Genomic DNA, 22,528 nt, shown 5'->3' with positions numbered 1-22,528 from the left:
CTCGAATGATGTATTGTGAAAATGGAATATTAACCTTGTTTCGCGTGAAATCCATAAAAAACATGTAAGATTTTTCAAGCAAAAAACATAAGGCAATCAAATCAGGCCGTCTGAAAAGGGATAAAAAACAAATTTTTGCTTTTTATCATTCCTTTTCAGACGGCCTGCTATTACGGTCAAACCGAAATCAGATTAGAAATCCAATTCCGCTTTCAGCCAGTAAGTACGCGGCATACCGACGACGGCGAAGCTGCGGTCGTATTGGCCGCGCTGTACTTGCCAGTAGTTTTTGTTAAACAGGTTTTCTACCGAGCTGCTGACGGTCAAAGTATTTTTGCCCAGTTTGGTTTTGTAGCGCGCGCCTACGTCAACCAAGGTATAGGACGGGAAGGCGTATTGTTTTTGCGTGTCTTGGTAAGACTTACCAAAATACGAAACATTGCTGCTCAAGGTCAAGCCTTTGGTAAACGGGGTATCCCATTCCAAACCTGCTTTGGCAATTACGCGCGGATTGGCAACTTGTACGCCGTTAACCAGCATATCACGTGAATTTGGGTAGTCTTTCACGGTCGATTGCAGATACATCAGGCCCAAAGTCGGACGCAAAGTATTGTTGAGCAAGTTCGCGTAGGTATTGAACTCAATACCGCGGCTGCGTTCCATGCCTTGTTTGTCGCCTGCCGCGCCGCCCAAAGCTTTATACGCGGCAAAGTCTGTTTTGCCGGTGGTAGAACCGCGCCAGTAGCCCGGACGTTTGATTTGGAACGCGTTTAACGTGGTCACGAAATTGCCCCAGTTTTTACGCACACCCACTTCAAACTGACGGCTGACACGCGGTTTAGACATGGTGGTATTACCGTCATCGTCGGTTTTGATATCCGCAGGCTCCAAGTCTTCCATGTAGTTGCCGTAAACGACCAAATCAGGTTGCGGCACCCACGCGGCCATAAACATAGGACTGAAGCGTTTGGCATCGCCGCTTTGGCCTGCTTTTTTATCGGTATATTCAACCGCTTGGAAACGACCGCCCAAAGTCAGACGGTATTTGTTGTCGGCAAAGCCCAGTGTATCAGACAAGGCTAAGCTGTTGACTTTGATATTGGCATCAAGATTGGCAGAGCTTTCCCAATCGGTTGCATAGTCCGGTTGGAAAGAATCAAGTTGCTCAGCAATATCGCCGCTTGCAGAAATTTTCGCGCTGCTGCTGCCTGCTGACAAACCGCGCGTAGTGGCGCGTTGACGGATAACACGGTCAAAAGCCGTACTCCAGTTATGCGTAACCGGACCGGTTTCAAATTCGCCTCGCGCAGACAGGTTCATGCTTAAAGTGCGGAAGTATTGGTCGGTCAGACGGGCCGTACCGGTGTTGTAGTCATAGTTGCGGGCCGTTACTTTGCCGCTGGCGTTTGTGTTTTGCGCATCGGTACAAGTACTGGTGGCATTCAAACATACAGTAGGGGAAATCAGCGTACCGTAATAACGCGCTTTGTTGTAGCCGATACCGCCTGTAATCTGTGCATTGTCGAACGCATCCCATTCAAACGTCAGCATATTGGTTTGGCCGACGGTGTTTTGCCAGTTCCAAGAAGGCAGCAGGTTGGTTTTACCGTCAGGTGCATCAAACAGACGGCCTTGCAGGTTTTGAATGTCCTGCATACGCGCGCGGCCGCCGTTGGTTTTGCGTTTCGCGTAGATGGAGTCGAACGCCACGCGCACTTTTTCGCCGCGGTAGTCGGCATTTAAAGCAAATTCTTTGTTGTCTTCGCTGTAACCGTGGCGCGGGGTGTCGCCGTGGCGCAGTTTGCCGTTGGCGCGTACGCCGAATTCTTTGTTTTCGCCGAAGCGTTGGCCCAAGTCGAACGTACCTTGGGCGCGGTTGTTGCTGAACCAGCCCAAACCGATTTTGCGGTTGCCTTCGTCGGCGGCTTTTTTGGTTTCGATATTGACGGAACCGGATACCGCGCCTTCAGGGTCCATGCCGTTTACGGCGGTGGACGCGCCTTTAATCAGTTGTGCGGAGCCGGCTTGCACGCTGGCCGTACCTTGTGTGCCATACATACCGGCCAAGCCGTTGACGCTGAATTGGCGCGAGTCAAGCTGATAACCGCGGAAATACAGGCCGGTCAAGGTATTACTTTCGCCGCCAAACTGCCAAACGGAAGCGTCTTTTTTCGCTACGGCATCTACCAAAGTACGCGCTTCGGTATTATTGAGGGCTTTTTCGTCGTAATTGACCACGGTAATCGGTGCGGTAAAGGCATTGGCTTTACCCAATACACCCAAATTCACACGGTCGCGCATATCGCCGTCACTGGCAATAGAATACGAGCGTGCGGCCTTCACGCGTTTGGCGTTGGCGTGGACTTTGACTTCCTGCACTTCTGCATGGGCTTCGGGAGCAGGAGTGGCTTCATCGGCGGCGTAGGCGAATGCGCTTGCAACCACAAGCGGCATTAAGGCTAATTTGCTTTTCATAAATTCCTTCTGAGTTGAAATATTAATAATTCTTATATCGGGTAAAAAATTACAAAGTAATTTAGCTTTGTGATTATATTTGATAAGATTCCTACTTTCCACAAAAACAAATAAGAACTGTTTGTAAATACAAAAATACAACAGTTTGAAAAACTATTTTCATAGTGATCATAATTTAATAAATTTGCCGTCCTTTTCAGACGGCCTTTACGACCCTTTTAGAGAATACACCCATGCAAAAATGGCAAACCGAGCTTTATTCCTCACCGTCTTGGTTGGTGCAGACCTTGTTGATGGTCGCCGCAGCTTCGGCGGTGATTCTGTTTTTTGCACGCAACACACGCTTCGGGCGCGAGTTTAGCTATATCCTGCGCCTTTGCCTGACGCCGAAAAGTGCAGTTAAAGTATTGCTGCTGATTACGGCGATGATTACGTTGCTGTTAACCGAAGTGCGGCTGAATGTGTTGAGTACATTTATGTCCAAAGGGCTTTACGACTCGATGCAGGATTTGAACGCCTCCGCGTTTTGGATGTTTGCAGCGATGAATGCGGGCGTGGTGCTGATACGGGCGTTTAACAACGTCGTCAACGACTTTCTCGATCAAGGCTTGGCGATTAAATGGTCGGAGCGGCTCAATGAAGTTTTGACTTCGCGCTGGCTTGCCGACAAAAACTACTACCGCCTGCAAATGCGCCGCCATGCGCCGGACAATATCGACCAGCGTATCCAACAGGACGCGCAGGAATTCATCGCTTCGACCATCGAATTTGTGCGCGGCATGGTCAATTCGGTCGTTACCTCGCTGGAATTTGCCGTTGTTTTGTGGGGTTTGGCGGGCATCCTGACCGTGTTCGGCTTCGATATTCCGCACGGCATCGTTTGGTTTGTCTATATGTTTGTAATTTTGGCGACCTTTATCGCCATGTGGATAGGCAACCCTTTGATTCGTTTTAATTATGAAAACGAAAAACTCAACGGCGACTACCGTTATTCCCTTGTCCGCGTGCGCGACCATGCCGAAAGCGTCGCGTTTTACAACGGCGAAAAACACGAACACGACCAGCTTGCCGACCGCTTCAAAGCCATCATCCGCAACCGTTGGCGCATCGCGCGGCAAAGCGTCTGCTTAAGCGGCTTTAACGATATGTTCACCAACGGTATCAAGCTCTTCCCCATTATTTTGCAAGCCCCGCGCCTGTTTGCCGGACAAATCAAAATCGGCGACATCCAGCAAACCGTCCAAGCCTTCGCACGACTGCAAAACGCGCTGTCTTTCTTCCGGATGTTCTACAACAAATTCACCGCCTACCGCGCCCGATTGGAACGTCTATACGGCTTTTTGCTGAGCACGGAAGAACAACACACTGCACAACAACCCGAGCTTACTGAAGTTTCAGATGGCCTGATCTTGGAAAACGTCGCCCTATACCGCCACAACGGCGAAGTTTTATTAGACGGCATCAACATCAACCTCAAAAGCGGCAATTCCCTGTTGATACGCGGCCCGAGCGGTTGCGGTAAAACTTCATTGCTGCGCGCGCTGGCTGGGCTTTGGCCTTTCGGCAGCAGTGGTAAAGTCAGCCATCCACCGCATCAAGACATCCTCTTCCTGCCGCAACGCCCGTACACGGCGCAAGGCAGCCTGCGCGACGCGATTTGTTACCCCGACATCGACAAACAGCATCCTGAGTTAGCCGAAGCCATGAATACCTGCCGCCTAGGTTATCTCATTGATAAATTGGACAAAACCGACGACTGGCAACACAAACTCTCCCCCGGCGAACTGCAACGCGTCGCCTTCGTCCGCGCCCTGCTCTCCAAGCCCAAAATCATCCTGCTCGACGAAGCCACCGCCGCTTTGGACGAACCGACCGAAGCCATGCTCTACCGTGCTTTAAAACAAAAACTGCCCGACAGCATCATCATCAGCATCGGACACCGCAGCACGCTCAACGAGTTCCATGATTTATGCCTCGATGTCAGTCATGTACAATGCTGAATTAATGGCATATAAAAGGCCGTCTGAAACAGTGAAAAACGAAATCAAACGATTTTGTCAGTGCCGTTTCAGACGGCCTTTTCAAACGCTATGGCATGTTTATTTGTTATACTCTGCATTGTGTTAACGTCGCCTAAAGAATATTGATGAAAACCCTGGCCCTCATTCCACATTACAACCACCCGACCACCATCAGCCACGTTGCCGAAACCATGCGCAGCTTCGGTTTAAACGTTTTAATTGTGGACGACGGTTCACGCGAAGAATGCAAACCTGTATTGCAGGCTTTGGTTTCAGACGGCATCGATGTCCTTTACCGCCCCATTAACGGCGGCAAAGGCGCAGCGGTCAAAACCGGTTTGGAATACGCCGAAGAGCATGGTTATACCCACGTCTTGCAGGTTGATGCAGACGGCCAACACTGCTTAAACGATACACCCAAACTCCTTGCTGCTGCGGAACAAAATCCCGAAGCCGTTGTCTGCGGTTGGCCGCAATACGGCGACGACGCGCCCAAAGCACGGCTTTACGGACGCAAAATTACCGACTTTTGGAATATGCTGCACACTTGGTCATGCGACATCAAAGACGGCATGTGCGGCTTCCGCCTCTATCCGCTTGCACCCGCGCTATCCGTCGTCCGCGAAGAAACCGTAGGCGACCGTATGGACTTCGACACGGAAATCCTTATCCGCCTGTACTGGCGCGACGTCAAACCGGTTTGGGTTAAAACACCCGTCCAATACGCCGCCGACGGCGTGTCCCACTTCGATGCCTTTGCCGACAATGTCCGCATCAGCAAAATGCACACACGGCTGTTTTTCGGTATGTTGAAACACCGATTGGGCAAAGTTTTTGGAAAGGCCGTCTGAAACCATGACCGACCATAAACAAACCCATTGGGCGGCCCAACCCGAACGCGGCAGCCGCCTGTTTCTCGCCCTGACTACATTGATGGTGCGCCATCTGCCGGCCTTTTTAATGAGGCCGTGCATTTGGTTTGTGGTGCTGTATTTTTATGCAACCGCGCCCAAACCGCGCCGTCATGTCTTACGCTATCAAACCCGTCTTCAGACGGCCTTTCCCCATACCGTCCTGCCGAAACACAGCGTATTCAAACAATTCGTTGCATTTGGCGAAGCAGTTTGCGACCGTTTTGCCGTGTGGCAACGCAAAATCCGTTATGAAGATTTGGTAATTGAAGATCCGGACGACATCTATTCGCAAGTCAAGCGCAACGAACGCGGCCAGATTTTTGCCTGCTCACACTTGGGCAATACCGAAGTTTGCCGTGCGCTGGTGTCGCACCATAAAAATTTCAGACTCAACGTATTGGTGCACAGCAAACACGCGCAGGCATTTAACGAGGCATTGCAAAAAGCCGGCGCAGATCATATCCGTCTGATTCAGGTGACAGATTTGGACACCACCCTGATGATGGAATTAAACCACCGTATCGAAAACGGCGAATGGATTGCCATCGCGGCCGATCGCGTGCCTGTACGCGGCGAGAAAACCGCCGACATTAATTTCTTAGGCCACACTGCCCCTATGCCGCAAGGCGCATGGCTGTTGGCTTCGCTTTTAAAAACGCAGGTAAACACGCTGTTTTGCGTCAAACAAAACGGCCGCTATCATTTGAAACTGCGCCGCTTTACCGATACTTCCAGCTGGAAACGCGGCAACCGCGAGGCTGCCGTCAAAGACGCGATGCAGGGTTTTGCCGACATTCTGGCGCAAGAATGTGCGCAAAATCCGCTACAATGGTTCAATTTTTATGATTTTTGGGGCGAAGACGCCGTCTGAAACCATCACACTTACTCTTTTAAACCATGAAAAAACACATCTACTGCCAACACAGCTTTAAAACCGAAGTTCCTTTTTTTGACGTAGATGCCATGCACATCGTGTGGCACGGCAACTATGTCAAATACCTTGAAACCGCACGTTGCGCTTTTTTGTCTTCCATCGGTTATGACTACAATGAAATGGGGCGACAGGGGTACAGCTGGCCGATTGTGCAGATGAACCTCAAATACATCCGTCCTGCCCGTTTCGGCCAAAAAATCCGCGTTGATATGGATATCGTTGAAATCGAAAGCTGCCTGCGTATCGATTACACCATTTACGATGCTGAAACCAACGAAAAACTGACCCGCGCTTCGACTACCCAAGCCGCAGTATCGCTTTCAGACGGCCTGATGCAGTTTCAAACGCCGGACAGCTGGTTGGAAGCAGTAAAAAGACATCCGACTTTTAAGGCCGTCTGAAAAATTTAGCGATTAAACAACATATTGCCTGCTTATCAACTTTACCCTTTATAATTTTACGTTTCTGTTTTCAGACGGCCTTTATCCTCAAATCGCACACATTATGCTACTGAACCTCAACCGCTTTGCCTTTCCTGTTTTCTTAAAAGAAACCCGCCTGCTTACTGCCCTCGCCCTGCCTATGCTGTTGGCGCAAGTGGCGCAAGTGGGTATTGGTTTTGTCGATACGGTAATGGCTGGTGGCGCAGGTAAGGAAGATTTGGCCGCGGTGGCTTTGGGCAGCAGCGCATTTTCCACGATTTACATTACCTTTATGGGCGTGATGGCGGCGTTGAACCCGATGATTGCCCAGTTGTACGGCGCAGGTAAAACCGAAGAAGTCGGCAAAACAGGAATGCAAGGCATTTGGTTTGGCTTGTGTTTGGGCGTATTCGGCATGTTGTTGATGTGGGCGATGATTACGCCTTTCCGTCATTGGCTGACATTGAACAATTATGTCGAAGACACGATGGCGCAATATATGTTCTTTACCAGCTTGGCTATGCCGGCCGCCATGATACACCGCGCTCTGCACGCCTATGCCTCAAGCTTGAACCGTCCGCGCGTAATTATGTTGGTCAGCTTCGCGGCATTTGCGTTGAATGTACCGCTGAACTATGTGTTCGTTTACGGCAAATTCGGTATGCCTGCTTTGGGCGGCGCAGGTTGCGGCGTGGCAACGGCAGCGGTATTTTGGTTCAGCGCATTGGCTTTGTGGCTTTATATCACCAAAGAAAAATTCTTCCGTCCGTTTGGCTTGACGGCAAAAATCGGCAAACCCGATTTGGCGGCCTTTAAACAGATTTGGAAAATCGGCGCACCCATCGGCTTGTCTTATTTTCTAGAAGCCAGCGCGTTTTCGTTTATCGTCTTTTTGGTGGCGCCATTCGGCGAAGATTATGTCGCCGCGCAACAAGTCGTCATCAGCCTGTCGGGTATTTTGTATATGGTTCCGCAAAGTGTCGGCTCGGCAAGCACGGTACGCGTTGGCTTTTCGCTCGGGCGGCGCGATTTTTTGCGGGCGCGTTATATTTCAGGCGTTTCGCTGGTGTTGGGCTGGCTACTTGCCACCTGCACCGCGCTGCTCTTGGTTGTCTTTCGCTTTCAGTTGGCAGGTATGTACACCAACGATGCGGCAGTATTAGGCATTGCCGCAACCGTTTTATTTTTCGCTTCCCTATTCCAACTGGCAGATGCCACCCAATGTATCGCTTCATATGCGCTGCGCGGCTATAAAGTGACCAAAATGCCGATGTTCATCCATGCCGTGGCTTTCTGGGGCTGCGGCCTGTTGCCCGGCTACCTGCTTGCCTATCATGCCGATATGGGCATTTACGGCTTCTGGACCGCGCTGACCGTTTCGCTGACGATTGCCGCCATTGCATTGGTATGGTGCTTGGAGCTTTGCAGTAAAGAGATGGTCAAATCACATAAGGCCGTCTGAAATTTCTTTCAGACGACCTCCATTGATATTTCATTTACGGCTTATTCACTCTTAAGGAAAAAAATGTTTTCAACTTCCATTATAGAAAAACTTGCTTACTATATTTATTGCTTGATTGACCCTAGAGATGGCAATATTTTCTATGTAGGTAAAGGCGTGGGCAATCGCGTTTTCCATCATGCCCTAGGTTCATTACAAGAAACAGAAACGCCAAGTGATAAAATTGCTTTGATTAGGGAAATACATAAAAGCGGAAACCAGCCCGTGTATTACATTCTGCGGCACAACATCCAAACAGACAAACAGGCTTTTGAATATGAAGCAATGGCAATAGACCTACTCTCCCTAGTCAAGCCGAGCCAGCAGCCGCTGACTAATATTCAAGGCGGCACGCATTCTTCTGAAGTAGGATTGATGAGCTTGTCCGAATTAAAACGAAAATATGATGCGCAAGAATTGAAAACTGATAAACCTATTGTTTTAATTACGATTAATAACGAATACGAGAAACTGAAAAAAGACATCAGATCAGGGAATATTCCTGAAGCCGATAGGCATAAGGAAATTTATGAGCGCACACGGAAATATTGGAAAATCGGAAGTAGGCGTGAAAAAGCAAAATATGCAGTTGCAGTCTATCGCGGCTGGACATTGGCAGTATATGAAATTGAAAGATGGATTTCTGCCGACGATATTATTCAAGGTCGTTGGATGTTTGAAGGCAAGCCGTTACCAAAAGAGTCCAATATTTATCAAGAAATCGTGGACAAGCTGACCTATTCTTCCCAAGAAAACTATAAAGCGCCCCAAAACCCCATTACCTATCGTAATTGTTAAATAGTAAGTTTTCAGACGACCTGAATCCACAAAATCACAAATCATCATGCAACCCATCCAATACCAAACCGACCTCACCCCCTACAACACTTTCGGCCTTCGCGCCCAAGCCCAAGCCTTTATCGCACTCAAACACGCCGACGAGTTGCGCGACATCGTCCGGCTGCCCGAGTTCAACCGAAATACTGTTTTATGGCTCGGCGGCGGCAGCAATATCCTTTTGATGGAGGACTATGCCGGTCTGGTTGTGCATATGGAAAACAAGGGAATACGCGAAATTGAGCGTTCAGACGGCCTGGTTTATATCGAGGCTCAGGCTGGGGAAATTTGGCATGATTTTGTTTTGCACACGGTTGGGCTGGGTTTAAGCGGGCTGGAAAACCTCAGTCTGATTCCGGGCACGGTCGGCGCGTCTCCGGTACAAAATATCGGTGCATATGGTGTTGAAGCGAAAGATGTTATCCATAGCGTACGCTGCTTTGATTTGGATACGGAAACCTTTGTCGAGCTTTCCAATGCCGACTGTGACTTTGCCTATCGTGAAAGCCTATTCAAACAGGAAGGCAAAGGCCGTTATGTGATTGTTTCGGTTGTATTCGCGTTAAAAGAGCATTTTGTGCCGAACTTGGGCTATGGCGATTTGGCGGCAGCGGTTGCCGAACTAAGCCAAGACCGCGAGGCAACGGCTAAAGATGTTTCCGATGCAGTGTGTGCAATCCGCAACAGTAAACTGCCTAATCCTAACGTGCTTGGTAATGTCGGAAGTTTCTTTAAAAACCCTGTTGTCAGCGCTGAAAAAGCTGCCGATTTGTTGCAACAATACCCCAATATGCCACGCTATCCGCAGCCTGACGGTTCGGTCAAACTCGCGGCCGGCTGGCTGATTGACCAATGCCGTCTGAAAGGCCATCAGATCGGCGGGGCGGCTGTGCATGACAGACAGGCTTTGGTTTTGGTGAATAAAAACAATGCGTCCGCTCAAGATGTCCACCAGCTGGCACAATATGTTTGTAATACAGTATTTACTCAATTTCAGGTAGAATTACACGCAGAACCCAACTGGCTGCCGACTTCATACAGCCTATAAAACAAAGGAGTGTATTCCATGCCGCGCATTGCTAAAGTCAACACTTACACACGAATCATCAATGCCAGCCTCGCCTTGTTCAACGAAGAAGGCGAGCGCAATATTAGCACCAACCATATTGCCGCCCACTTAGGCATCAGCCCGGGCAACCTCTACTACCATTTCCGCAACAAAGACGAAATTATTGTCCAATTGTTCAAGCGTTACAGCGAAGCCCTGCTTGTCTACCTTAACGAAGCCGTATTGCCGTCTAATGTGGAAGACTCCATCAACTACATGGCCGGTATTTATGATGTGATGTGGGAATACCGTTTCCTTTTCAGCGATGTGAATACCCTGCTTGCCCGCAGTGCCGAATTATTGGGCGAGCACAATACCTTTACCCAAGCCAAAGTGTCCCCGCTGTTGGTCAACCTGCTGACCCAGCTCAACGGTCTGAACATCATCAGCGCAGACCAAACCGCCATGAACGACCTTGCCGTCAATATGTGGATGGTGACGAAATACTGGTTCGACTTCGACAGCTCCCTGCGCGGTCGAGCCAAGTTGACCGAGGATTCCAAAGTACGGGGCATCAGCCGCACACTCAGCCTGTTACGCCCCTACCTCCTGCCGGAACACCGTGCCGAATTCGACCAAAAAATCGGCAGCAACCATTAATTTTTCCATACAAAGGCCGTCTGAAAACGTGGCTTTAACCAAGTTAAAGCTATTTTCAGACGGCCTGTTAATTTTCGGATGCTTTATTTATGCACCTTCCCGATATTTCCATTCTCGGCTTAGGCTATCTCGGCCTGCCGCTGGCACAAAAATTTTATGAGCAAGGCAGTCAGGTAGCCGCCGTCAAACGCAACCTGACCTCCGACGACATCAATCTGCCAATTGAACTCGACATTATCGATTTAAACCAAAACGATATTTTTCACAGTTCGACCTTATGGCAAAACCATATCAACAAGCCGACATGGTTTTGCCTGCTTCCGCCTTCATCATTAAACCATTACGCCGATACCTTAAAAAAATGGATTCAACTTGCCGAGCAATCTAAGGTACAACACATCATCTTTACCAGCAGCACCAGCGTGTATGGCGACCAAGCACGCATATGCGATGAAAGCACGCCGCCCGATCCGCAAACCGAATCTGCCCGTCAAATCCTCGTAGTCGAGCAAGCCCTGCTTGAAAGCGCCGTCCCCCATATCGATATACTGCGACTGGGCGGGCTTTACTCTGCCGACCGTCATCCCGTTACCAAGCTGGTTCAGAAAACACGCATTCAAGGCGGCAATCAACCCGTCAATATTCTTCATAAGGATCTTGCCGTCCAAGTCCTTTTTCAAACGGCCTGCCAAGCTGACGGCAAGCGTATCCGCAATATTGTCGAACCCCGCCACCCAAGCCGGGCCGAATTTTATACTGCCGAAGCGGCCAAACTCGGGCTACCGGCTCCTGATTTCATCGTTGATGACAAAAGCAACGGCAAAATTGTAAATACCGTTTGCGCAGACGGGCTAAGCCTGTAAAATTGCGACTCAACCCATTAATCCGTTTCAGACGGCATTTAGAGTAAACCATGTCCGCCCTATTTCCCCTTATCAACCACCTGATACAGCAAAATCCAGAGCAACAGCGCGAGCTGTCTGAATTTGCAGGCAGCATCATCTGCATCAGCCTGACCGGTTTCAGACTGACCGGACGCATCAGCGAACAAGGTTTTCTTGAAACCGCAAATGAAACCGCCGACACCAACATCACATTCCACAACAGCGCCATCCAAAAAATCCTCCAAGGCGGCCAGCCCGGCGTGGGCGACATCAGCCTCGAAGGCGACTTGGTCTTGGGCATGTCCGTCCTTCCTATTTTGGGTGGACTGCGCTATTATCCGAGCGAAGATTTGGCGCGTGTATTCGGTCATGTGGCCGCAGAAAGTATCAGCTCGCGCGCCGGCGACATCGGCCGCACCATGAAAAAAATCGGCAAAAGCATTGCCGAGCAAATCAGCGACTTTTCACGCGAACCCGAATCCCCTGTTATCGACCAAGCCACGCTTGCCGCATGGTTGGAAGAAGTGGACAAACTGCGTGACGACGTTGCCCGCCTAAACGAACGCCTCGATCGCCTCGAGCGCGATATCTGGATAGATTAGACACTTAATTTCAGACGGCCTACTATCATGAAAAGCCCATTTAAAAACATCGGTATCGTTACACGTCCCAATACGCCCGAAATTCAAGATACCGTCCACACATTGGTTTCTTTTCTGCGCGAAAACGGCTTCACCATCTATCTGGATGAATTGAGCGTAGAAGAACACTGCGTCTATATCCAAGATTCCGCCTACTGCGAAACCGTAAACAAAGCCCAACTGGGCAAATATTGCGACCTCGTCATTGTGCTCGGCGGCGACGGTACCTTCCTCTCCGCTGCCCGCGAAGTTGCTCCGCGCGCCGTTCCTATCATCGGCATCAATCAAGGCCACTTAGGCTTTCTCACCCAAATCTCACGCGACACCATGGTTGAGGGTATCCGCCCCGTACTGGAAGGCAAATATCTGCCCGAAGAGCGCATCCTCATTGAAGCCAGTATCATTCGTGACGGCGAAACCATCGAACGCGCCCTAGCCCTCAACGACACCGTACTGTCTCGTGGCGGTGCAGGCCAAATGATTGAATTTGAAGTATTTATCAATCAAGAATTTGTCTATACCCAACGTTCGGACGGCCTGATTATTTCCACGCCGACAGGTTCGACCGCTTATGCACTTGCCGCCGGCGGCCCCATCATGCAAGCCGGTCTGCACGCCTTCACGCTTGTGCCTATCTGTCCGCAATCCATGACCAACCGCCCGATTGCCATCTCCGACACCAGCGTAATCGAAATCCTCATTACCAAAAGCGGCGACGCACGCGCACATTTTGACGGACAATCCCATATCGACGTGCAAAACTTCGACCGCATCATCATTCGCCGCTATCACAATCCCTTGCGCGTCCTCCATCCCACCGATTACCAATACTTCAAAACCCTGCGCCAAAAGCTGCATTGGGGCGAACAATTGATTTAAACACCACTTCAATAAATAGGCTTACCATGAAAACCATTTCCCAAACCTTAATCATCGCGCTGTGCGCCCTTTCCTCCCTCTCCGTCTCCGCACACGGCATGCACAAAAGCAAACCCTTGTCCTTTGAAGAATTGCCGAAAATCTGCCAGCAATACTTTACCCGTGCGGATGCGTGTTACCAAAAAGCAGGCGATAAAGCATCGTTCCAACGTGACAACACAAAATACCTGCGCCAAATCCTGCCTGCTGCCGACGTAGGCCAACGTGAACGCATGTGCCAAATTGCCATGGATACATTCGCTGAAAAAACAAAAGGCTTAAATTGCGAATAAAGACCTTCCCCTTAGCTCTAGTAATTTTAATTTCATAAAAAGGCCGTCTGAAACATTAGATTGTTTCAGACGGCCTACTTACAAAAACCCTTTACTTTTTAAGAAGAGACCACAAAATCTACCGTATGCGCTTCACTGTAATCAGGGATTTCCAGCTTTTCTATCATGCGGTGCAACACATCATTCGGAACAGAATGTTCGCGGTTACGGTTTTGCGATAGTAATTGCGTGTAAGGCACTTCCAAATAAATGAGATGCACACGTGCGCCGTAATCGGCAAACATCGGCAGCCATTTACTGCGCAAGTCGCGGTTGAGATTGGTCGCATTGAAGACAAATGACGTACGGGCTCGCAGGTATTCTTTTGCCTGCTCTTTACCCAAACGCACTGCTTCGGCGGTATGTTTGGAATCTGCGGGATTGAGTTTACGCTCACGGCGAATCTCATCGAGCGACAGCATAGGTAAATGGGCAAGATGTTGCCTGATGTAGCTGTCTTTGCCGCTACCTGCTATGGCGCACATGGCGTACACCTCAAAGGTCTGATCATCAAATGGCTGATAATCCGGCATTTCGCTACGGCCGTTAAGATAGAGATAGCGTCCGTAATCGCTGGCGAACGTACGTGCCTTACCCCAACAAGCATTTTCTTCACAGAGTTCACGAAACAAATCAACGCGCAGCAAAATATCCTGTTGGTCGCAACATATACGACCCAGGACATCGGCTTTAGCCAGCATGGCAAGATGTGCAGTGTTAACCTGCAAACTGGCCGCTATGACAGCTCGATCAGGATTAGGCTTGTTAATTGCCCATAAAGGCAATCCGTGCAAGCGCACAAGTTTGGCGATTGCTTCTCTTACGGCAAATGGAGCGGCAAATTCGGTATACAGTAAAGTACGGGCAGTATGCTCGCCTTTTTTTGCGTGATGCGGCGAAACGATACGCTCTTTACCGTTTTCTATTTCACGCTTGGTCGTACTGCGTTTTTCCACATCATGCAGTATGGCGGCAGCAAACAGAATATGTTGCTCCTGTTCATCAAGCGCTTGAAACTCGGGCAGTTGTAAAAGGGCTTCGCACACCATTTTGGTATGCGTAAATACATCGCCTTCAGCATGCCACTCAGGGTCTTGCAGAACATCCTTCATATCGGCAAACCAGCTGAAACGACGTTCTAAGGCTTGCCAATCAGGAAGTTGACCGGGTATGTAATCTGGGAATGTCCACATAATTGTCTTTCTTATTATTGGATAATTGGACTTCAGGCCGTCTGAAACTGCCAGCTTTGCCAATGATATTTGTCGTAATCGATAAGACGGGCAGGCTTCCAAGTTTTCGTCCAATGAACGTCGGTTTTAACGTGTTTGGCTCGCACCAATTTGAAAAGATTATCAAATTCATTGAATTGAACAGGCAGGTTGCCGTTGTTGGTGGCAAAATCAGCGGCGTTCCGGATAACGAAACCTTCACTGCATGCCGCTCCTGTTTTCGGATCGTAGCCGCCAAGCTTACCGGCAGTTTGTACGCTGTCTGTCCACGGCTCTCCCAAATTAGCGGCAAGCCATTGCGCTAAAGCAATATCTTCATTGGCGTATTTTTGAGTGGAATCTGCAAGCGGCTGGACAATTGGGATTTCTGGCACAGTCGGAAAATCAAACAGCTGCGCATAAAATTTAACCTCTTCCCATGAAAGCCAATGTCCGCCACGGCGGACGGCGAATAGATAAAAATAGCTTTCCAGTTGAGAATAGGCAATCGAATGAATGCCGTACATATTCTCGCCAAAAAGTTCGAGATCGCCCAAATCATCTTTGATTTGCTGCCATCGTTGCAGCAAAGGTTTATCCCACGGATGCTGGGTAGGTGCAGCATGACTACGGGCATAGAGGCCGTGCGCGGCAAAGCAGTTGTTTTGCCCATCTAATTTTTCGGTTAAAACCAATTTCGGCAGCGAGGCAAAATATGAAAGAAAGCCGCGCGGCATAAAGCGGTCGTCTGAAGTCGTGCCGAGGCTGATGGGCGCGTGCAGGCTGCGGGCGTATTTTTGAGGTTCAGTTGTCGTCATAATATTTTTTCCTTTTTATTCATTTTTTAATTTTCTTTTCAAGTGTTCCCAGCAACCCGTTACATTTTTCCCACCATATTTCCTTGTTTGGAAACCAAAAGCTGGTCGATTTTCAAATTTTCAGTATCGATAATTTCAAACTTATAACCGGCATAAACCAGAAAATCTGTACGTTTCGGGATTTTGCGCAGGGAATACATCATAAAGCCGGCGATGGTTTCGTAGTTTTCCGAATCGGGAAACTCTTCGATATCCAACGCACGCATGACATCGGCGAGCGGGGTCGCGCCGTCCACCAACCATGTGTCTTCGGTACGGCGGATGATTTGCGGCTCTTCTTCGGTATTGACCAGCTCGCCCATCACAATGCTCATCACATCTTTCAGCGTTACCACGCCAACCACCAGCGCGTATTCGTTCACTACGACGGCAAAGTCTTCGCCAGAAGTCTTGAAGGTTTCCAAGACATCGTAAAGCGACAGCGTATCGGGGATAAACAAGGCTTTACGCAACACGCGCTTGTCGGTCAGCCGGACATCTTTTTCTCTTAAAAATAAGGTCAGCAACGTATGCGATTCGATATAGCCGATAACGCGTTCCAAATCGCCGTCGCACACAAGGAATTTGTTGTGCGGTTTGTCCGACATCATTTCCAACACGGTATCGCTGTTGTCGTTTTTATCAAAATAGACAATGTATTCGCGCGTGCTCATGGTGGAAGTTACCTTGCGCTCTTGCATATCGAAAATGTTTTCAATCAGATAGTGTTCTTGTTCTTTCAACACACCAGCCTGCGCACCGGCATCGACGACGGCGTAAATGTCTTCCGAAGTCAGTTGTTCCTGACGGACGGTGGAAATTTTGAAGAGCTTGAATATTGCGTTTGCCAATCCGTCAAAAATCAAAATAAACGGCTTTAAGATAAAAATCAAAAACATCATCGGACGCACAATGCGTACCGCCACCGCTTCGGGATGGGTCATTGCCATACGCTTGGGCATCAGGTCGGCAATTAAAATAAAGCTGCCTGTAACCAGCGAGAATGTCAGCAAAGAGGCAACTGTGCTGCCCCAACTACCTGCGTTCTCCAATAGTTTGCCAAAATACGGACGTATTGCTGCCTCGCCGACAATACCGGCAAGAATGGCGACGGCGTTCAAACCGATTTGGACAACGGTAATAAAACTGCCCGGCTGCTGCTGCATATTGATTACGTCAAGCGCACGCGTATCGCCGCCGTCTTTCGCCATGACCTGCAATTTGATTTTGCGTGCCGAAGCCAGCGCAAGTTCGGAACAGGATACAAACGCGCTAATGACAATCAGCAGGCACAATAATAGTAAGGCTTCAAAAATATTCATGAAAAAGTGTGTGTGTATGGTATAGGTTAAAAATATTCATGAAAAAGTGTGTGTGTATGGTATAGGTTAAAAATATTCAAACAGCAAAGGCCGTCTGAAAAATTCAATTTGATCTTAGATTTGTATTATGTACATTTATTGTTTTAATCATCCAGTGCATCTTCATCCAAGGATTTCAACCATTTCAGCTTTTCGCCAATTTTGATTTCCAATCCACGAGGGACAGGTTGATAGAAATCGGGTTCATCCAAGCCGTCGGGCATATAGCTTTCGCCAGCGGCGTAGGCATTAGGTTCGTCATGGGCATAGCGGTATTCGCGTCCATAACCCAATTCTTTCATCAGTTTGGTCGGCGCATTGCGCAGATGGACAGGCACTTCGTCGCTGGCATTTTCTTTGACGAAACGGCGCATTTGGTTGTATGCCTTGTAGCCCGCGTTGGATTTCGCGGCGGCGGCGAGATACAACACGGCTTGCGCCAGTGCGAGCTCCCCTTCGGGCGAGCCTAAGCGCTCATAAGTAGCGGCGGCATCATTGGCAATCGTTAAGGCACGCGGATCGGCCAAGCCGATGTCTTCCCATGCCATGCGGACAATGCGGCGGGCAAGATAGCGCGGGTCGGTACCGCCGTCGAGCATACGGCAGAACCAATACAAGGCCGCGTTAGGATGCGAACCGCGCACGGATTTGTGCAGCGCGGAAATCTGATTGTAGAAACTCTCGCCACCCTTATCAAAACGACGGATTTGCGCACCCAAACTGTCGGCAAGAAATTCGGCGGTCAGGGTTTTCAGACGACGTGTATTAGCAGCGCGTAAAAGCTGCTCGATCAAGTTCAACAATCTGCGCGCATCGCCATCGGCGGTATTCACAAGCAATTCTTGCGCATCTGCTTCAATCGTGAAATCTTGGTATTCAGGCAAAGCCAATACTTTGGTAATCAGCTTCTTCAGGTCGTCTGAAGACAAGGATTGCAAGACATACACCTGCGCCCTGCTAAGTAAAGCCGGATTGACTTCAAATGACGGATTTTCCGTGGTGGCGCCGATAAAGGTTAATAAGCCGCTTTCGACATAAGGCAAAAATGCGTCCTGCTGCGCTTTGTTGAAGCGGTGTACCTCGTCAACAAACAAAATTGTCGCGCGCCCTTGCTGCAAGGCAATTTCAGCTTTCTCGATTGCCTCGCGTATGTCTTTCACGCCGGAAAATACGGCGGAAACCGGCAGAAACTGGGCATTGAAACTCTGCGCCAAAATCCGTGCCAGCGTGGTTTTGCCTACACCCGGCGGCCCCCATAGCAACATAGAATGCGGCTTCCCGCCTTCCACCGCCACGCGCAAAGGTTTACCTTCGCCGATTAAGTGCTGCTGCCCGATGACATCATCTAAAGAATGCGGGCGCAAGCGTTCGGCTAAAGGGGCTTCGGGTTGGCGGGCGAAAAGGTCGGACATAGCGGCTTTCGTGCTGATTGATTAAAAAGAAAACTCGCTAGCATTATACGGCAGTTTCGCAAACTCACATATCGGGCCGCATTACGGTATAATACATGCTATTTTGAGAACTCTTCGGGCGTTTCAGACGGCCTTGCTAACAGGAAACATCATGACTTCAAAAACTCTTTTGGCAGCTGTTACATCAGCTTTCTTATTGGGTGCATGCGCTACCGGCGGCGAATCTTTCGGCGGCTTGGGCAGCGGTACAGGTATCGGCAGCAGCGTAGTGAAAATGGCGGTAGACAGCCAATGCCGTACCGAATTGAACAAACGTAACGAATGGCGTGTCATTGCTTTGGCCATGAGTGCGGAAAAACAAGCCGAATGGGAAAATAAAATCTGCGGCTGCGCCAGCGAAGAAGCACCAAACCAATTGACTGCAACCGAAATGATGCAAGTCTTGAGCCCGGCAACCCGCGATCAGGCCATTGCGTCCGTTACTGCGAAAACGGTTACCGCCTGCTTCAAACGACTCTACAAATAATCGTTCAGACGGCCTTTTTTAATATCGAGGCCGTCTGAATTCGTTTTGACTTTCTATTTGAATTTTAAATACATAGAGAAGAAACTATGAAATACATCAGCACCCGCGGTGCGACCGCACGCAAGCAATTCAGCGAAGTTTTATTGATGGGTTTGGCTCCTGACGGCGGTTTGATGCTGCCTGAGCAATACCCTCAAATCGACCGTGCTACTTTAGACCAATGGCGCACACTCAGCTATCCTGAGCTGGCGTTTGAAGTTATGAGCCTGTTTGCTACCGACATCCCTGCTGATGATTTACGCGACATCATCAACCGTACCTACACCGAAGAAGTATTCGGTACCAAAGCCATCACTCCGGTGCGCACACTTTCAGACGGCATCAAAATCCAAGCCCTCTCCAACGGCCCGACTTTGGCATTCAAAGACATGGCCATGCAATTCTTGGGCAATGCGTTTGAATATGTATTGAACAAAGAAGGCAAAGAACTCAATATCTTAGGCGCCACCAGTGGCGACACCGGCTCTGCCGCCGAATATGCCCTGCGCGGTAAAAAAGGCATCAATGTCTTCATGCTGTCTCCGGAAGGCAAAATGAGCGCATTCCAACGCGCGCAAATGTTCAGCTTGCAAGATGCCAACATCCACAATATCGCCGTTGAAGGTATGTTTGACGACTGCCAAGACATCGTCAAAGCCGTACAAAACGATGCCGAATTCAAAGCCAAATACCACATCGGCACAGTCAACTCCATCAACTGGGGCCGCATTGTCGCCCAAGTCGTGTACTACTTTGCCGGTTATTTCAACGCCACTTCGAGCAATGACGAAAAAGTCAGCTTCTGCGTACCAAGCGGCAACTTCGGTAATGTCTGCGCCGGTCATATCGCCCGTCAAATGGGCCTACCCATCCACCGCTTGATTGTCGCCACTAACGAAAACGACGTATTGGACGAATTTTTCAAAACCGGTGCATACCGCCCGCGCAACAGCGAACACACCCACGTTACTTCCAGCCCGTCTATGGATATTTCCAAAGCCTCCAACTTCGAGCGTTTTGTGTTTGACCTGATGGACCGCGATGCAGACGAAATCAAAACCTTATGGGCGGAAGTAGGTTCCGGCAAAGGTTTCAATTTGGAATTTGTCTTAAACAAAGTACATCAACAATATGGCTTTGTTTCCGGCAAATCGACCCATGCCAACCGCCTTGCCACCATCAAACAGGTTTACGAGCAAGACCGTGAATTGATTGATCCGCATACAGCTGATGGTGTCAAAGTAGCGCGTGAAGTCCGCGAAGCCGGCGAAACCATCGTCTGCCTCGAAACCGCACTGGCCGCCAAATTTGAAGCCACCATCCATGAGGCTGTCGGCGAAGTTTCCATCCCTCGTCCGGCCGCATTGGAAGGCTTGGAAAACCTGCCGCAACGTGTCCGTGTTGTCCCTAATAATGCAACAGCAGTGAAAGACATCATTAAGGAAGCCCTGGCTTAACCGGCCGTCCTTGACGACTGCACAGGCCGTCTGAAAAAGTTTCAGACGGCCGCAACCGATATTTGAGAAGTGGGTAACATTATTGCCAAACCCACCACGCCGCAGTCGTTCCTAATATAAAATCAAGGTGTTAAAACAATACCAACTCCTTTTGACTTTCAATTGCAAACATTGTAATGACAGATATTTTCGTTTAGAATTGCATGTTTGCTCTAAATTTGGATTGATATGCAGACAACACAAGCCACATCCAACTGGGAGCTATACAAGCGCTTGCTTGGATATTTGAAAAGCTATTGGAAGATGTTTATCGTCTCCGTAGTGGCCATGCTGATTGTCGCCGGTACGATGCCGGCTTTCGGTTACTTGCTCAAACCTTTGATCAATGAAGGTTTTGTCGATAAAAACATGAAAAGCATGTCATGGTTGCCGCTGGCAATTGTGGCGCTGTTTTTCGTTCGCGGCCTGTTTAACTTCATCAACGAATATTGCACGACGTATCTGTCCAGCCACTTGGTGCAGCGCTTGCGCGGTGAAATGTTCAACAAAATGATGCACCTGCCGACTTCGTATTTCAGCAGCAATACCGGCGGCCGTTTGATGTCTCGTATCTTGAACGACGTCAATCAAATTACCGATGCAGGGTTTAACGTCATTACCGTGATTGCTAAAGACGGCGTGAGCGTAGTCGGCCTATTGGGCTTGCTGACTTATCTGAACTGGCGTTTGACCCTGATTACTTTTATCATCTTGCCGGTTGTTGCTGTATGTATCCAAACAGTCAGCAAACGCCTGCGCAAACTGTCTGCCAACAACCAAATTTATCTTGGCCAGCTGATGCAGGTCTTGGGCGAAAGCATTAATGGTGAACGCGTTGTAAAAATCTACGGCGGTCAAGATTATGAAAACCGCCGCTTCGACCGTATTGCCAATGATGTTCGCCGCAACCTGCTCAAACAGGTTTCCGCCAGCTCTGCCGGTACCGGCATTACGCAATTAATGGCCTCGGTTGCTCTGGCTGCGATTATTTACGCAGCCGCACGCCAAGCAGGGCTTTCCGGCTTCAGCGCAGGCGATTTTATGTCGTTTTTGTCCAGTATGATCATGATGTTTGATCCCATCAAACGCATGACCGGCGTGATGCAATCCCTTCAACGCGGTTTGGCGGCGGCTGAAAGTGTCTTCACCTTTTTGGATCAACCCGAAGAGAGCAACGAAGGCAAACAAATCCTCAGCCCAAACCCTGGCGATATCGAATTTTGCGACGTTGTACACCGCTATCCTGAAGCCGAACGCAACAGCTTGAACCACATCAACCTGCTTGTACCGCAAGGCAAAGTGACCGCATTGGTCGGCGCATCAGGCTGCGGCAAAACCACCTTGGCCAATATGTTGCCGCGCTTCCTTAATCCGGATGAAGGTAAGGTTTTGATTAGCGGCATCAACATCAATGAATATACACTCGAAAGCCTACGCAGCCGCATGGCTTTCGTCGGCCAGAACGTTGTCCTGTTTAATGGTACGATTGCTGAAAACATTGCCTATGCTCAAGCCGGTAACTTCAGCGAAGAAGAAATTATCAATGCTGCAAAAGCCGCCAATGCTTGGGAATTTATCCAAAAAATGCCGCAAAGCCTGCACACTGAAGTTGGCGAAAACGGTTTAAAACTGTCTGGCGGCCAACGTCAACGCCTCGCCATTGCGCGTGCGCTTTTGAAAAATGCACCGATTTTGATTTTGGACGAAGCCACCAGTGCATTGGATAATGAATCCGAACGTTTGGTACAAACCGCATTGGAAAACCTGATGCAAAACCGTACCACATTAGTGATTGCCCACCGACTTTCGACCATCGAAAAAGCCGACAACATCGTTGTGATGCATGAAGGCAATGTAGTCGAACAAGGCACTCATCATGAATTGATCAACGCAGGCGGACGCTATTCCGACCTGCACAGCCTCAGCGAAAAATCAGCCAAACCGGCAAGTAAGTAGCTGAACAGCATATTCCATTCTTTTTATTAACCTTGGCCGCCCCGACCTATCCTTTTCAGACGGCCTTATCCGACAGGAAATAT

The 22,528-nt window shown here is 49.3% G+C and carries 20 protein-coding genes; 15 read left to right on the top strand and 5 right to left on the bottom strand.

The window, feature by feature from the left end; genetic code table 11:
* Nucleotides 1-192: 192 nt before the first annotated feature.
* Nucleotides 193-2,475, bottom strand: coding sequence for a TonB-dependent receptor (locus ACTHUE_RS00860; RefSeq protein ID WP_070695658.1), 2,283 nt, complete (start codon nt 2,473-2,475; stop codon nt 193-195).
* A gap of 233 nt (nt 2,476-2,708) precedes the next feature.
* Here ACTHUE_RS00860 and ACTHUE_RS00855 point away from each other — a divergent pair, with 233 nt between their 5' ends.
* The 12 genes from ACTHUE_RS00855 (at nt 2,709) to ACTHUE_RS00800 (ending at nt 13,548) form a co-directional block, all read left to right on the top strand.
* Entirely contained in the window at nt 2,709-4,475 is a 1,767-nt protein-coding gene (locus tag ACTHUE_RS00855) for an ABC transporter ATP-binding protein/permease (RefSeq protein ID WP_070695659.1), read from the top strand.
* 146 nt (nt 4,476-4,621) lie between these two features.
* Nucleotides 4,622-5,347, top strand: a complete 726-nt coding sequence (locus ACTHUE_RS00850; RefSeq protein WP_049322164.1) for a glycosyltransferase family 2 protein — start codon at nt 4,622-4,624, stop codon at nt 5,345-5,347.
* A gap of 4 nt (nt 5,348-5,351) precedes the next feature.
* A complete protein-coding gene (locus ACTHUE_RS00845) occupies nt 5,352-6,281 on the top strand; it encodes an LpxL/LpxP family acyltransferase (protein WP_070695660.1) in 930 nt (309 codons plus the stop codon).
* Nucleotides 6,282-6,307: 26 nt separating this feature from the next.
* Nucleotides 6,308-6,745 carry an acyl-CoA thioesterase gene (locus ACTHUE_RS00840; RefSeq protein ID WP_070625666.1) on the top strand — a complete coding sequence of 146 codons (438 nt, stop codon included), beginning with the start codon at nt 6,308-6,310 and terminating at the stop codon, nt 6,743-6,745.
* Nucleotides 6,746-6,848: 103 nt separating this feature from the next.
* On the top strand, nt 6,849-8,228 hold the full coding sequence (locus ACTHUE_RS00835) for an MATE family efflux transporter (protein ID WP_049336801.1): 1,380 nt from the start codon (nt 6,849-6,851) through the stop codon (nt 8,226-8,228).
* 63 nt (nt 8,229-8,291) lie between these two features.
* A complete protein-coding gene (locus ACTHUE_RS00830; protein WP_004519963.1) occupies nt 8,292-9,065 on the top strand; it encodes an LEM-3-like GIY-YIG domain-containing protein in 774 nt (257 codons plus the stop codon).
* Nucleotides 9,066-9,111: 46 nt separating this feature from the next.
* On the top strand, nt 9,112-10,152 hold the full coding sequence (murB, locus tag ACTHUE_RS00825; RefSeq protein ID WP_004519964.1) for a UDP-N-acetylmuramate dehydrogenase: 1,041 nt from the start codon (nt 9,112-9,114) through the stop codon (nt 10,150-10,152).
* A gap of 18 nt (nt 10,153-10,170) precedes the next feature.
* Complete coding sequence (locus ACTHUE_RS00820) at nt 10,171-10,812, top strand: TetR/AcrR family transcriptional regulator (RefSeq protein ID WP_004519965.1); 642 nt, start codon at nt 10,171-10,173, stop codon at nt 10,810-10,812.
* 89 nt (nt 10,813-10,901) lie between these two features.
* A complete protein-coding gene (locus ACTHUE_RS00815) occupies nt 10,902-11,675 on the top strand; it encodes a hypothetical protein (protein WP_004519966.1) in 774 nt (257 codons plus the stop codon).
* Between the two features lie 50 nt (nt 11,676-11,725).
* Nucleotides 11,726-12,298 (top strand): ubiquinone biosynthesis accessory factor UbiJ, encoded by a 573-nt coding sequence (locus tag ACTHUE_RS00810; RefSeq protein ID WP_004519967.1) that lies wholly within the window; start codon nt 11,726-11,728, stop codon nt 12,296-12,298.
* A 27-nt stretch (nt 12,299-12,325) separates the two neighbouring features.
* A complete protein-coding gene (locus ACTHUE_RS00805; RefSeq protein WP_036491160.1) occupies nt 12,326-13,216 on the top strand; it encodes an NAD(+) kinase in 891 nt (296 codons plus the stop codon).
* 26 nt (nt 13,217-13,242) lie between these two features.
* The gene (locus ACTHUE_RS00800; protein WP_003746349.1) at nt 13,243-13,548 is read left to right on the top strand and encodes a hypothetical protein; all 306 of its coding nucleotides are present in this window, start codon (nt 13,243-13,245) and stop codon (nt 13,546-13,548) included.
* Between the two features lie 98 nt (nt 13,549-13,646).
* Here the strand turns inward: ACTHUE_RS00800 and ACTHUE_RS00795 are convergent, their stop codons facing one another.
* From ACTHUE_RS00795 to ACTHUE_RS00780, 4 genes are all read right to left on the bottom strand, one after another.
* Nucleotides 13,647-14,780, bottom strand: a complete 1,134-nt coding sequence (locus tag ACTHUE_RS00795; protein ID WP_004519969.1) for an AAA family ATPase — start codon at nt 14,778-14,780, stop codon at nt 13,647-13,649.
* A gap of 32 nt (nt 14,781-14,812) precedes the next feature.
* Nucleotides 14,813-15,616 carry an RNA ligase family protein gene (locus tag ACTHUE_RS00790; RefSeq protein ID WP_004519970.1) on the bottom strand — a complete coding sequence of 268 codons (804 nt, stop codon included), beginning with the start codon at nt 15,614-15,616 and terminating at the stop codon, nt 14,813-14,815.
* A gap of 59 nt (nt 15,617-15,675) precedes the next feature.
* Nucleotides 15,676-16,977: a hemolysin family protein gene (locus ACTHUE_RS00785; RefSeq protein WP_049336803.1), complete on the bottom strand. Its 1,302-nt coding sequence runs from the start codon at nt 16,975-16,977 to the stop codon at nt 15,676-15,678.
* 143 nt (nt 16,978-17,120) lie between these two features.
* Complete coding sequence (locus ACTHUE_RS00780; RefSeq protein ID WP_049336804.1) at nt 17,121-18,428, bottom strand: replication-associated recombination protein A; 1,308 nt, start codon at nt 18,426-18,428, stop codon at nt 17,121-17,123.
* Between the two features lie 151 nt (nt 18,429-18,579).
* On the opposite strand from ACTHUE_RS00780, the gene ACTHUE_RS00775 reads away from it, so the two are divergent.
* The 3 genes from ACTHUE_RS00775 (at nt 18,580) to msbA (ending at nt 22,445) form a co-directional block, all read left to right on the top strand.
* Nucleotides 18,580-18,954, top strand: coding sequence for a hypothetical protein (locus tag ACTHUE_RS00775; RefSeq protein ID WP_004519975.1), 375 nt, complete (start codon nt 18,580-18,582; stop codon nt 18,952-18,954).
* Between the two features lie 86 nt (nt 18,955-19,040).
* On the top strand, nt 19,041-20,450 hold the full coding sequence (gene thrC / locus ACTHUE_RS00770; protein WP_004519976.1) for a threonine synthase: 1,410 nt from the start codon (nt 19,041-19,043) through the stop codon (nt 20,448-20,450).
* A gap of 228 nt (nt 20,451-20,678) precedes the next feature.
* Nucleotides 20,679-22,445, top strand: a complete 1,767-nt coding sequence (msbA, locus tag ACTHUE_RS00765; RefSeq protein ID WP_004519977.1) for a lipid A export permease/ATP-binding protein MsbA — start codon at nt 20,679-20,681, stop codon at nt 22,443-22,445.
* Nucleotides 22,446-22,528: the final 83 nt, after the last annotated feature.

The organism is Neisseria sp. P0021.S005 (assembly GCF_051956955.1).
Note: the sequence above shows the minus strand (reverse complement) of the source record. Positions and strands in the feature narration are given on the sequence as shown.